The 12,856-nt window shown below is 63.8% G+C and carries 12 protein-coding genes; 10 read left to right on the plus strand and 2 right to left on the minus strand.

Features of this window, described 5'->3' with window-relative positions; genetic code table 11:
- Nucleotides 1-14: 14 nt before the first annotated feature.
- The 10 genes from PCLY_RS23835 to PCLY_RS23880 all read left to right on the plus strand — a co-directional run bounded on the left by PCLY_RS23835 (nucleotide 15) and on the right by PCLY_RS23880 (nucleotide 9,792).
- A complete protein-coding gene (locus PCLY_RS23835; protein WP_061243054.1) occupies nucleotides 15-1,382 on the plus strand; it encodes a GntP family permease in 1,368 nt (455 codons plus the stop codon).
- A 55-nt stretch (nucleotides 1,383-1,437) separates the two neighbouring features.
- Nucleotides 1,438-2,571, plus strand: a complete 1,134-nt coding sequence (locus tag PCLY_RS23840) for a glycerate kinase (RefSeq protein ID WP_061243058.1) — start codon at nucleotides 1,438-1,440, stop codon at nucleotides 2,569-2,571.
- 113 nt (nucleotides 2,572-2,684) lie between these two features.
- Nucleotides 2,685-3,146 carry an outer membrane lipoprotein gene (locus PCLY_RS23845; protein ID WP_061243061.1) on the plus strand — a complete coding sequence of 154 codons (462 nt, stop codon included), beginning with the start codon at nucleotides 2,685-2,687 and terminating at the stop codon, nucleotides 3,144-3,146.
- Between the two features lie 296 nt (nucleotides 3,147-3,442).
- Nucleotides 3,443-6,235: a monovalent cation/H+ antiporter subunit A gene (locus PCLY_RS23850; protein ID WP_061243064.1), complete on the plus strand. Its 2,793-nt coding sequence runs from the start codon at nucleotides 3,443-3,445 to the stop codon at nucleotides 6,233-6,235.
- Between the two features lies 1 nt (nucleotide 6,236).
- Entirely contained in the window at nucleotides 6,237-6,566 is a 330-nt protein-coding gene (locus PCLY_RS23855; RefSeq protein WP_061243067.1) for a Na+/H+ antiporter subunit C, read from the plus strand.
- Nucleotides 6,563-8,074, plus strand: coding sequence for a monovalent cation/H+ antiporter subunit D (locus PCLY_RS23860; protein ID WP_061243070.1), 1,512 nt, complete (start codon nucleotides 6,563-6,565; stop codon nucleotides 8,072-8,074). The genes PCLY_RS23855 and PCLY_RS23860 overlap by 4 nt, the downstream gene beginning before the upstream one ends.
- Nucleotides 8,071-8,568, plus strand: coding sequence for a Na+/H+ antiporter subunit E (locus PCLY_RS23865; protein WP_061243073.1), 498 nt, complete (start codon nucleotides 8,071-8,073; stop codon nucleotides 8,566-8,568). Before PCLY_RS23860 ends, PCLY_RS23865 begins: the two co-directional genes overlap by 4 nt.
- Nucleotides 8,553-8,822, plus strand: coding sequence for a K+/H+ antiporter subunit F (locus PCLY_RS23870; protein WP_061243076.1), 270 nt, complete (start codon nucleotides 8,553-8,555; stop codon nucleotides 8,820-8,822). Before PCLY_RS23865 ends, PCLY_RS23870 begins: the two co-directional genes overlap by 16 nt.
- A 12-nt stretch (nucleotides 8,823-8,834) precedes the next feature.
- A complete protein-coding gene (locus tag PCLY_RS23875; RefSeq protein ID WP_061243297.1) occupies nucleotides 8,835-9,173 on the plus strand; it encodes a Na+/H+ antiporter subunit G in 339 nt (112 codons plus the stop codon).
- A gap of 109 nt (nucleotides 9,174-9,282) precedes the next feature.
- Nucleotides 9,283-9,792, plus strand: coding sequence for a GNAT family N-acetyltransferase (locus PCLY_RS23880; RefSeq protein ID WP_061243079.1), 510 nt, complete (start codon nucleotides 9,283-9,285; stop codon nucleotides 9,790-9,792).
- 97 nt (nucleotides 9,793-9,889) lie between these two features.
- Here the strand turns inward: PCLY_RS23880 and PCLY_RS23885 are convergent, their stop codons facing one another.
- On the minus strand, nucleotides 9,890-11,503 hold the full coding sequence (locus tag PCLY_RS23885) for an NAD(P)/FAD-dependent oxidoreductase (RefSeq protein WP_061243082.1): 1,614 nt from the start codon (nucleotides 11,501-11,503) through the stop codon (nucleotides 9,890-9,892).
- A 95-nt stretch (nucleotides 11,504-11,598) separates the two neighbouring features.
- Entirely contained in the window at nucleotides 11,599-12,798 is a 1,200-nt protein-coding gene (locus PCLY_RS23890; protein ID WP_061243085.1) for an MFS transporter, read from the minus strand.
- Between the last annotated feature and the right edge of the window lie 58 nt (nucleotides 12,799-12,856).

The following is a 12,856-nucleotide window of genomic DNA, read 5'->3' on the forward strand; positions in this document are numbered from 1 at the left end:
TGAGGAGACTGGTCATGGGCCTGGTCCTGATCCTGGTGGCACTGATTGCATTCATCGTGCTGTCCACTACCCGTTTGAAATTGCACCCCTTCCTGGCATTGCTGGCCGCTGCACTGATTGCCGGCTTCGCCTATCAACTGCCCAGCGGCGAAATCATCAAGACCATGACTGCCGGCTTCGGCGGCATTCTCGGTTACATCGGTATCGTCATCGTTCTTGGCACCATCATCGGCGTCATCCTCGAACGCAGTGGCGCCGCCATTACCATGGCCGAAACCGTCATTCGACTGCTGGGGCAACGTTTCCCCACCCTGACCATGTCGATCATCGGCTATCTGGTATCGATTCCGGTGTTCTGCGATTCCGGTTACGTCATCCTCAACTCGCTGAAAAACGCCCTGGCCGCGCGCATGAAGGTTTCCGTGGTGGCCATGAGCGTGGCGCTGGCGACCGGCCTGTATGCCACCCATACCTTCGTCCCGCCGACTCCGGGGCCGATCGCCGCAGCCGGTAATCTGGGGCTGGAAACTTCCCTTGGTCTGGTGATTCTGGTTGGCCTGCTGGTGGCAGCGGTCACCGCCGTGGCCGGCATGCTCTGGGCCAATCGCTTCCTCAAGCAGAACGATCAGCAGTTGCTGGAAGAGGCGCCGAGCGAACTGTTGGCCGACGACGTCGACTTCGATGCACTGCGTGCCCGCTACGGCAAACTGCCCAGCGCCTGGCAGGCATTTTCGCCGATCTTCGTGCCGATCATCCTGATCTGCCTGGGGTCGGTCGCGGCGTTCCCGAGCAAGCCTTTCGGCACTGGGGCTTTCTTCGATGTGCTGAGTTTCCTCGGCCAGCCGGTCGCCGCTTTGCTGGTAGGCCTGGTCCTGGCGTGCTCGCTGCTCAAGGGTGAGGGCAAGCGTCAGCAGTTCCATGATCATGTGGCTCATGGCCTGAAAGAGGCCGCGCCGATCCTGCTGATCACCGGTGCTGGTGGCGCCTTCGGGGCCATCCTCAAGGCCACCGCACTGACCGGCTACCTGGGCGACACCCTGTCTGTGCTGGGGATTGGCCTGTTCATGCCGTTCCTGGTCGCTGCAGCGCTGAAGAGCGCTCAGGGTTCCTCTACCGTTGCGTTGGTCACCACCTCGGCCATGGTCGCGCCACTGCTGGGCAACCTGGGGCTCGACAGCGAGATGGGCCGCGTACTGACGGTAATGGCCATTGGTGCAGGGGCGATGACCGTGTCTCACGCCAACGACAGCTTCTTCTGGGTCGTGACCCAGTTCAGCCGCATGAAAGTCTCCACGGCGTACCGCGCCCAGACCATGGCGACCCTGATCCAGGGCGTTGCCGGTATGGCCACTGTGTGGCTGCTTAGCCTGGTTTTGCTGTAATCCCGCTTTAGCGGCAGGCGACTGCGGTCGCCTGCCTCCTTTCGAGGTACCTATCATGAAAATCGTCATCGCTCCCGACTCCTTCAAGGAGAGCCTCAGCGCGCCCGATGTAGCCGCCGCCATTGCGCGAGGCTGGCAGCAGGTTTTTCCCGAGGCCGAATGTTTGCTGAGGCCAATGGCAGACGGCGGCGAGGGTACGGTCGACGCACTGCTGGCTGCCGTCGGCGGCGAGCGCCGCGAGTGCGAGGTGCGTGGCCCCATGGGGACGTCGGTCAAAGCGCATTGGGGCTGGCTGGGGCAGGGCACTGCGGTGATCGAGATGGCGGCAGCCAGCGGTCTGCACTGGGTCTTGCGTGAGCAGCGTGATGCGCGTCTGGCCAGTAGCTTTGGCACTGGTGAGCTGATCCGCGAGGCGCTGGACGCGGGGGCCACTCGTATCATCCTGGGGCTGGGCGGCAGCGCTACCAACGACGCTGGCATGGGCCTGCTGCAGGCGCTGGGGATGCGCTTTCTCGACGCGCAGGGCCGTGAGCTGGCGCCAGGTGGCGCGGCGCTGGCCGATCTCGATCAGCTCGATCTGAGCGATCTCGATGCGCGCCTGCTCAAGGTGCAGATCGAGGTCGCTGCTGACGTCGACAACCCCCTGTGTGGGCCGCGCGGTGCCTCTGCGGTGTTCGGACCGCAGAAGGGGGCGACCCCTGAGCATGTCGCGCAGCTCGACACGGCGCTCGGCCGCTTCGCTCGCATCGCGGCGAAGACCCTGGGCGAGGATCACGCCGAGTTTCCAGGGGTTGGCGCAGCCGGTGGCCTTGGGTTCGCGGCTCGCGCTTTCCTCAAGGCGAGTTTCCGTCCGGGCATCGAGTTGGTTGCTGAACTCTCCGGTCTGGCTGCCGCTATCGAGGGCGCCGATTTGGTGATAACCGGGGAGGGACGCATGGATGACCAGACCTTGCATGGCAAGACGCCGGTGGGTGTGGCGCGTGTTGCGCGCGCGGTCGGGGTGCCGGTCATCGCATTATCCGGTAGTCTGGGCGACAACTATCAGGCGCTGTACGAGGCCGGTATCGAGGCTGCATTCAGTCTGGCACCGGGACCTGTGTCGCTGGAACAGGCGATGGCGGGCGCGGCAGGCGAGCTGCAGGCACGTACCACGGATATCGCCCGGCTATGGCGTCTCGCCCGGGCCTGATAGGCGAACCTAGCTGAACTCGGTCTGTCTGAAACTATTATTGTTCAGGCTTGACCGTGACAGTTACTCGCACCCGGCGTCTAATGGATCGAGATACCTCTGGAGGAATTGCTATGCGTAAACCCACTTTGCTCATCACCTCGCTGGCTGCGCTGCTGGCCCTTGGCGGTTGCCAATCCAGCCTGACCGGCGACACCTACAGCCGTGACGAGGCTCGAGCAGTGCAAACGGTGCGCATGGGGACCATCGAATCGCTGCGCCCGGTGAAGATCGAAGGCACCAAGACGCCAATCGGCGCGGGTGCTGGTGCCGTGGTTGGCGGTATCGGTGGCAGTGGCCTCGGTGGTGGTCGCGGCAGCGCGGTCCTGGCCGTGATTGGCGCAGTGGCGGGTGGTTTGCTCGGCGCCGCTGCCGAAGAAGGCCTGACCCGTACTCAGGGCGTGGAAATCACCGTCCGTGAAGACGATGGCACCATGCGTGCCTACGTGCAGGAAGTCGAGCCGAACCAGGTGTTCCGTGTCGGTGAGCGCGTGCGCATCATGACCGTCAACGGTACCAGCCGCGTGGCTCACTGATCGTTGTACACAGGCCGGAGCAGCCCTGGTTGCTCCGGCTTTTTTGTGCCCTCGCCATAGTGAGGGACGGTTGCCGGGCGCACTTCGCGCCCGTGTGCATGTTACCAAGTGTGTTTTACGCTAGTTCAATGCATGACGTTGCGTTGATAGTTATGGATAATCGGCCGTTATGCTTGTGCCGACAACGACTTAGCTGCTCCGTTGTGGTGCATGGAATATCACCGTCAGGGAGTTGCGACTCCAATTCTCGTCGTTGGGTCAGCAAGCTCGACGTACCTGCATAAGGGGTTTTTCCGATGGCGCTTGCGCTGATTGTCGCCTTGCCATTTCTTGGGTTGTTTCTGCCGGTGCTGGCCGACCGGCTCGGACGCTCGGCCTGTGCCGCTGCGGCGGCGGTCGCGCCCATCGTGGCGCTGGTGCTGCTGTTCAACTATCAATCGGCGGTGTTCGCCGGTGAGGTGCTGCGAGTCAAGCTGGAATGGCTGCCGCAGCTGGGGCTGAATCTCAGTCTGCGTCTCGATGGTCTTGGCTTCCTGTTCGCCCTGCTGATTCTCGGCATCGGTTTGCTGGTGATCCTCTACGCCCGTTATTACCTGGCCAAGACCGAGCCGATGGGGCGTTTCTTCGCCTTCCTGCTGCTGTTCATGGGCGCCATGCTCGGTGTGGTGCTGTCGGAAAACCTGCTGCTGATGCTGATGTTCTGGGAGCTCACCAGCCTGTCGTCGTTTCTGTTGATCGGTTTCTGGGGGGCGCGCTCCGATGCCCGGCAGGGCGCGCGCATGGCGCTGGCGATCACCGGTGGCGGCGGTCTGGCGCTGCTCGCGGGCATCCTGCTTATCGGCCACATCGCCGGCAGCTTCGAGTTGTCTCAGGTCCTGGCGGCTGGCTACGCGATCCGCGCGCACGAGCTGTATCCGCTGGCGCTGGTGCTGGTATTGCTTGGCGTATTCACCAAATCGGCGCAGTTCCCGTTCCACTTCTGGCTGCCGCACGCCATGGCGGCTCCGACACCGGTATCGGCCTATCTGCACTCGGCGACCATGGTCAAGGCCGGGGTGTTCCTGCTGGCGCGTCTGTACCCCGCGCTCGCTGGCTCCGAGTGGTGGTTCTACATGGTCAGCCTGACCGGCCTGGCCACTTTGCTGGTGGGGGCGTGCATGGCGCTGTTCCAGCATGACCTCAAGGGCCTGCTGGCCTATTCGACCATCAGTCACCTGGGCCTGATCACCTTGCTGTTCGGCCTGGATACCCAGCTGGCCGCCGTCGCGGCAGTGTTCCACATCATCAACCATGCGACCTTCAAGGCTTCGCTGTTCATGGCCGCAGGGATCATCGACCACGAAACCGGCAGCCGCGACATGCGCCGCATCAACGGGCTGTGGAAGTACATGCCGCACACTGCCGTGCTGGCCATGGTGGCGGCCTCGGCCATGGCTGGTGTGCCCCTGCTCAACGGCTTTTTGAGCAAGGAAATGTTCTTCACCGAAACCCTGCACCAGCATCTGTTGGGCGGTTTCAACTGGGTGATTCCTGCTGCTGCGACCCTGGCCGGGGTTTTCTCGGTGGCCTATTCGCTGCGTTTCATCCACGACGTCTTCTTCAACGGCGAGCCGATCAACCTGCCCAAGTACCCACCGCACGAACCGCCGCGCTACATGAAGGTGCCGGTCGAAGTGCTGGTATTCCTGTGTCTGCTGGTGGGCGTGGTTCCGGCCTATACGGTGGCGCCGCTGCTGGCTGCTGCCGCTTCCTCGACCCTCGGTGGTGAGCTGCCCGAGTACAGCCTGGCAGTGTGGCACGGGCTCAACCTGCCGCTGCTGATGAGTGTCATCGCCCTGTTCGGCGGAATCATCGTCTATGCATGCCGCCAACCCCTGTTCCGCTGGTACGAAGGCTTGCCGAACCTCGATGCGAAGGATGCCTTCGCCAAGGTGGTGGGGTATATGACGCGCCTGTCGGTGCGCATTACCGCGCTGCTCGAGAGTGGCTCGCTGCAGCGTTACCTGGCCTGGATGCTGGGCAGTGCACTGACCCTGGTGGTCATCGCGCTGTCGCCGCTGGAGGAACTGGCCGGTAGCGTGGAGATGACGCCGCTCGATCCGCTGACGACTATCGGCATGCTGATTCTGATGGTCACGGCAGTGCTTACCGTGGTCTTCCATCGCCGTCGCCTGGTCGCGCTGATGATCCTCAGCGGTGCCGGTCTGATGGTGGCGCTGGCCTTCGCCCGCTTCTCCGCTCCTGATCTGGCACTGACCCAGCTTTCGGTCGAGGTGGTGACCATCATCCTGCTGATGCTCACGCTGTATTTCATGACCGACCGCACCCCGGCCGAGTCGAGCAGCCTGCGCGGCCTGCGCGATATGGTCCTGGCGCTGGGCAGCGGCACCATGGTGTCGATGCTGACCTACGCGGTGCTGACGCGTCCCTATGAGAGCATCTCTTCGTTCTTCCTCGAGAACAGTGTCTCCGGGGGCGGCGGTACCAACGTGGTCAACGTGATCCTGGTGGACTTCCGCGGTTTCGATACCCTGGGCGAGATCACCGTGCTGGCGATCGCCGGCATCGGCATCTATGCGCTGCTGCACGGCCTGCACCTGCCACATCCGACCCACGACAAGAACGGTCGCCCGTGGTCCACCGATGCGCACCCGATGATCCTCGACAACCTGGCGCGTGCCATGCTGCCGATGGCGCTGCTGATTTCCGCGTTCATCTTCCTGCGTGGCCACAACCTGCCGGGTGGCGGCTTCATCGCCGGCCTGATCACTTCGGTGGCGCTGATTCTGCAGTACATCTCGCATGGTGTGGCCTGGACTCAGGAGCGCCTCAGGTTCAGCTATCACGCCACCGCCGGTTGGGGTGTGCTGATCGCCGGGCTGACCGGCCTGGGCAGTTGGGCCTTCGGTTCGCCGTTCCTGACGTCGGCCTTCGGTCATTTCCATATTCCGTTGATCGGTGAAATCGAACTGGCTACCGCCATCCTCTTCGATCTCGGGGTGTTCCTGGCCGTGGTCGGCGCCACTCTGTTGATTCTTTCCAACATCGGCCATGTCAGTCAGGACGAGTCGTGCAAGGAGGTCATCTGATATGGAGGCTGTATTCGCAATCACCCTCGGGGTGCTGACCGCCAGCGGGGTTTACCTGGTGCTGCGCGCGCGCATCTTCCCGGTGGTGATGGGGCTGACCCTGATCTCCTATGCGGTCAACCTGTTCATCTTCTCCATGGGCCGCCTCGGGACGGGCGTGCCGGCCGTCATTGGCAAGAGCGCCGAGTACGGTGATCCGCTGCCGCAGGCGCTGGTGCTGACCGCGATCGTCATTGGCTTTGCCATGACGGCGTTCGTGGTGGTGCTGGCGCTGCGTGGCATGGGTGAGCTGAAAACCGATCACGTCGATGGCGAGGAGCCGCGCGCATGAGTCACGCCATCATCCTGCCCATTCTGCTGCCGCTGTTCTTTGGCGCGCTGCTGTTGGTCGGCCACGGCTGGTCGCGTCAGGTCAAGCGCGGTATCTCCCTGGTCGGCTGTCTGGCGTTGCTGCCGGTGTGCATATACCTGGTGCAACTGGCCGGGACAGGGCAGTTGCAGGTCTACGCCCTGGGCAACTGGGCAGCGCCGTTCGGCATCATGCTGCTACTCGACCGCTTCAACGCCGCGTTGCTGCTTCTGACTTCGGTGCTTGCCGGCTTTGCGCTGATCTACGCCTGTCGCGGCGACGACGAGCGTGGGCCGAATTTCCATGGGCTGTTCCAGTTCCAGCTGCTCGGCATCAACGGCGCATTCCTCACCGCAGACCTGTTCAACCTGTTCGTGTTCTTCGAGATCCTGCTGATCTCCTCCTACGCGCTGCTGCTGCATGGCAACCGCGCCAATCAGGTCAAGGCGGGCGTGCATTACGTAGTGCTCAACCTGCTGGGCTCGTCGTTCTTCCTGATCGGCGTCAGCCTGCTGTATGGCCTGACCGGTACCCTGAACATGCCGGACCTGGCTGCGCGCGTGGCCAGCGCCAATGTCGCCGATGCGCCGCTACTCAAGGCCGCTGCTTATCTGCTTTTGATCGTCTTCGGCCTCAAGGCCGCGGTGTTGCCGCTGTGCTTCTGGCTGCCGCGTGCCTATGCCGCTGCACCGGCTTCGGTCGCAGCCTTGTTTGCGATCATGACCAAGGTGGGTTTCTACGCCATCGTCCGAGTGTTCACGCTGGTGTTCGGCGAGCAGGCCGGGCCACTGGCCAATCTTGGTCATGAGCTGCTCTGGTGGTTGGCCTTGCCGACCATTGCCTTCGGTGTGTTCGGTGCGCTGGGTGCGCGTCAGTTGCAGTCGTTGCTGGCGTATCTGGTGGTGGTTTCGGTGGGCACGCTGATGGCCGGCTTCGCCATGGGCACCCCGGCGGCGCTGAGCGGCGCTCTGTATTACATGCTGCACAGCACGTTGATCAGCGCTTCGCTGTTTCTGCTGGCTGGCCTGGTGGTTGCCCAGCGTGACAGCGCCGGCGGCGACCTGCAGCAGGAACGCGCGCTGCGCCAGCCACTGGTGCTGGGCTGCATGTTCTTCTTCGCCTCGATTTCCGTGGCGGGGCTGCCGCCGTTCTCTGGATTCCTCGGCAAGATGATGCTGCTGCGTGCAGCAGAGCCGGGCTGGCAGGCCTGGAGCCTGTGGCCGGTGGTACTGATCGGCGGGCTGCTGACGCTGGTGGCGCTGAGCCGGGCCGGCACCAGCCTGTTCTGGCTGGGCCAGCAAACGGAGGGCAAGACCTCGACCGCCCAGCCTGCTGATCGCGTGAGTCTCCTGGCGGCGCTGGGCCTGTTGCTGGCCAGCCCGCTGCTGATGATCGCTGCCGCCCCGATACTGGCGTACCTGGAAGCTGCCGCTGCGCAGTTGCTCGATCTGCAACCCTATCTGTCGATCATCGCTGGAGGTGCGGCATGAGGCGCTTGTTTCCCCACCCGCGAATGATGCTGCTGTTGGCGGTGCTCTGGCTGCTGCTGGTCAATACCCTGAGCCTTGGCCACATCCTGCTCGGCCTGTTCCTGGGCTGGTCAATCGTGCATCTGTGCGGCGATTTCCTGCTGACGGTGCCGAAGGTGCGCAAACCCCTGGGGCTGCTGCTGTTCATCGGCAAGGTGTTCTACGACATCGTGGTGGCCAACCTGCAGGTGGTCAGGCTGGTGCTGGGGCCGAAGTCGCGCCTCGAGCCTGCATTCGTCGAGGTGCCAGTCGAGATCGAGAACGAATTCATCCTGTCGACCTTGGCCTGCATCATTTCGCTGACGCCTGGCACGGTGTCCGCAGGACTCAGCTCCGACCACAAGACCCTGTTGCTGCACGGGCTCGACGTGCCGGATCACGATGAGCTGATCGCCGCGGTCAAGAGCCGTTACGAAACGCCGCTGCTGGAGATTTTCGAATGCTCGAGAACGTAGTCTTTGTGTGCATGGGCATCGTCACGCTGGCGATGCTGCTCAACGTCGCGCGCCTGGTCGAAGGCCCGAGCATGGTCGACCGTGTCCTGGCACTGGATACCCTGTACATCAACGCATTGGCGCTGATCGTACTGTTCGGCATCTGGCTGGCATCGGATCTGTATTTCGAGGCAGCGCTGCTGATCGCGGTGATGGGCTTCGTCGGTACGGTCGCGGTAGGCAAGCACCTGCTGCACGGCGACATCATCGATTAAGGGAGAATGACCATGCCATTCTGGCTGGAACTGTTGATTTGCGCCTGCCTGATCCTGGGCAGTCTGTTCGCCCTGGTCGGTGCCATCGGCCTGTATCGCCTGCCGGACTTTTTCACCCGGCTGCATGGCCCGACCAAGGCCACGACGCTGGGGGTCGGCGGTACGCTGATCGCCTCCATGCTGTTCTTCGCCCACCATACCGGCAGCCTCAGCCTGCATGAACTGCTGATCACCCTGTTCCTGTTCCTCACTGCGCCGGTCAGCGCGCATATCCTGTCCAAGGCCGCGATGCAGCAGAAGGTGCAGCTGTTCGAGCAGACCCGTGGCCAGCCGTGGGACGATGATCACTGATCGACTGTCAGGTATTTCTCGCGCCTGGCTGTGACTGTCGCCGGGCGCTGGCTCACCCTAGACTGCACCCTTGAATCAAACTATGTACTGGGTCAGGGGAGTCACGAGCATGAGCGAGCCGAGCATTCGTCAGGCCTGTGCCGAGGATATCGAGGCGCTCTGCGCGCTGATTCTCGAGCATGGGCCCAACCCCTGGAATCATCTGCCCGAAGTCGAGGTGCGCGAGCACCTGCAGGGTATTGCGACCAACGCGACGCTGGCCCTGTTGGCCGAGGAGCAGGGGCGGCTTCTGGGGTTCGTCAGTTATCGCCTGACCCGGGGTTTCGCCGTTCACCAACCTGCCGCGCGTGCCAGCCAGTTGCATGGCTACATCTGCGAAGCGGTGGTGCATCGCGACTGCGCCGGTCGCGGAGTTGGCGCTCATCTGCTCACGGAGGCCGTGCAGGACCTCTGGCGGCGGGGCGTGCACGATGTCTATATCGACCGCCATGAAGAGAACGCCGCTTCGGCAGGCATGATGCGCAAGGCCGGCTTCAGCGAGCTGCTGACTTATGCCGACCCGGTCCGGCGTGCCAATGGTTCGGGGCGTTCGACGCTGTGCTGCCTGCGGGCCAGGTAATGATCCAGCGACTGCCTGCCACGGCTTTGCCGGCGGTCGTGCAGATTCGCTTCAGAAGGCCCGGCCAGGTCGCTGACGTCCGGCCGGGCGACGCTGCCTAGCGATTCGACCCGAGCATGTCCTTGGCCACGGCCTCGGCCACGCGAATACCGTCGACCCCGGCTGAAAGAATGCCGCCGGCGTAGCCCGCGCCTTCGCCGGCCGGGTACAGGCCCTTAAGATTCAAACTCTGCAGGTCATCGCCACGGGTGATGCGCACGGGCGAAGAGGTGCGCGTTTCGATGCCGGTGAGCACCGCATCGGCCAGGTCGAACCCCTTGATCTGCTTGCCGAAGGCCGGTAGGGCTTCGCGGATGGCCTCGATGGCGAAATCCGGCAGAGAGGGCGCCAGATCGCCCAGCTTCACGCCCGGCTTGTAGGACGGTTGCACTTCACCCAGCGCAGTGGATGGGGTGCCCTTGATGAAGTCGCCGACCAGTTGCCCGGGCGCCTCGTAGTTACGTCCGCCGAGTACATAGGCATGCGACTCGAGGCGCTCTTGCAGTTCCACACCGGCCAGCGGGCCGCCCGGATAGTCCTGCTCGGGGGTGATGCCGACGACGATGCCGGCGTTGGCATTGCGCTCGTTGCGCGAGTATTGGCTCATGCCGTTGGTTACCACACGCTCCGGCTCGGAGGTGGCGGCGACCACGGTGCCGCCCGGGCACATGCAGAAGCTGTAGACCGAGCGACCGTTGCTGGCGTGGTGCACCAGCTTGTAGTCGGCAGCGCCGAGTTTCGGGTGGCCGGCGTATTTGCCCAGGCGTGCGCGGTCGATCAGCGACTGCGGGTGTTCGATGCGAAAGCCCACCGAGAACGGCTTGGCTTCCAGGTACACGCCACGGGCATGCAGCATGCGGAAGGTGTCACGCGAGCTGTGGCCGAGGGCGAGCACGACATGGCGGCTGAGCAGCTGCTCGCCGTTGTCCAGCACCACACCGGTCAGTTGGCCGTCGTCGATGAGCAGATCGCTGACGCGCTGCTGGAAGCGCACTTCGCCGCCCAGGGCCTTGATCTCCTCGCGCATGGTGGCGACCACGCCGGTCAGGCGGAAGGTGCCGATATGCGGCTTGCTGACGTAGAGAATCTCGTCCGGCGCGCCGGCCTTGACGAACTCTTCCAGCACCTTGCGTCCATGGTGGTTGGGATCCTTGATCTGGCTGTACAGCTTGCCGTCGGAGAAGGTGCCGGCGCCGCCTTCACCGAACTGCACGTTGGAGGTCGGGTCGAGCACGTTCTTGCGCCACAGGCCCCAGGTGTCCTTGGTGCGCTGGCGCACTTCCTTGCCGCGTTCGAGCACGATCGGGCGCAGGCCGGCCTGGGCCAGGATCAGCGCGGCGAAGATGCCGCAGGGGCCGAAACCGACGACGATCGGGCGTTCGTCCAGCGGTGTTTCGGCCTTGCCGACCGGTTTGTAGGTGATATCCGGTGCCGGGCCGACATGCCTGTCGTCTGCCAGGCGGGCGAGCAGCGTGGCTTCGTCTTTCACCTGGCAATCGAGGGTGTAGATGAACGGCATGTCGCCGTACTTCTTGCGCGCATCGTAACTGCGCTTGAACACGCTGAAGGCGATCAGCTCGGCGTCATCGATGCCCAGACGCTGGACGATGGCCGGGCGCAGTGCGTCAGCGGCGTGGTCGAGGGGCAGTTTCAGTTCGGTCAGGCGAAGCATGGGCAGTGTCCTGGTTGGCCGGTGGTGATCCGGCAAGGTGGAGAAGGGCGACGATTGTACGGGATTGGCTGGCCAGAGTGGGCGAACCGGCGGGCTCAGGTTCGCCGGCGTTCAATGGCGCGGCCCTGCACGAGCATCAGCGCCGCACCTGCGCCTGCCGCCATTGCGGCATAGATGATCACGGCCAGCGTATTGAAACTGTCGATGAGCAGGCCGCCGAGAATGGCGCCCGCAGCAATGGCCACCTGGAAGGTCATTGACAGCAGTGCGCCGGCACTTTCGGCGTGATCGGTGGCGGCGCGAGCGTTCCAGATCGAGATCGAAACCGGGAAGGCGCCGAAAGCGAAGCCCCATAGCGCAATCGCCAGCAACGCCACGTCGGCCTGCTTGCCGAACAGGATCAGCGCGAGGGCGACCGTGCTGATCAGGAACGCGCAGCTGCTGACCGCCCAGGCCGGGCTGCGCGCCGCGACAGCGCCCCCAGCCAGGTTGCCGAAAAAGCCACTGACACCGAAGGCCAGCAGGGCAAGGGAAACGGTCGGGACATCCATACGCGGCACTTCTTCGAGGAAGGGGCGAATGAACGTCAGTGCGGCGAAGTGCCCGGAGATGATCAGAAGGCCGGCTGTCAGGCCAATGGCCACTGCCCGACGGGTCAGGGCCGCCTTGAAGGACGCCAGGTTCGGCGCCACGTTGGCCGGCAGTTTGGGTAGCGTCAGCATCTGGATGGCCAGTGCCACGATGGCAATCCCGGAGGCGGCCAGAAAGGTGGGTCGCCATCCCCATAGTTCACCGAGAAAGGCGCCCAGCGGCGCGGCGAAGACCGTGGCCAGGGAAATGCCCATGAGAATGATCGAGATGGCTTTCGGCACCTTGTCGGACGGCACCAGGCGCAGCGCCAGCGGGGTCATCATTGCCCAGAAGCTGCCAAGGGAGAAACCCAGCAGGCCACGTGCGATCAGCAGCACCGAGATGTTCGGTGCCCAGGCCGAGAGCACGCAGGAGAGCAGCAGAACGATCATCAGGCCGCAGATGATCATTCGTCGATCCAGTCGGCCCGAACACAGCACCACCAGCGGCCCGGCGAATGCCGCGACCACGGCCGTCGCCGTGATGGCCTGACCCACCGCGCCATTGGAGGCGTTCAACTCGCTCGCCATCGGCGTCAGCAGGCTGATCGGCAGAAACTCGGCGGTCACCAGGCCGAAGGCGCCGAGGGCCAGAGAGATGACGGCCCACCACGCAGCAGGACTGGAGCCGGGGTCGTCAGTAACCGCTGAAGCGGTATGGGACATTGTGCAATCCTTGGTTTTCGTCTGGCAGCAGCGTGCGGCGAACTGCGCAGGTTCGCCG

Source organism: Ectopseudomonas composti (genome assembly GCF_001567565.1).
Taxonomy (GTDB): Bacteria; Pseudomonadota; Gammaproteobacteria; order Pseudomonadales; family Pseudomonadaceae; genus Aquipseudomonas; species Aquipseudomonas composti_A.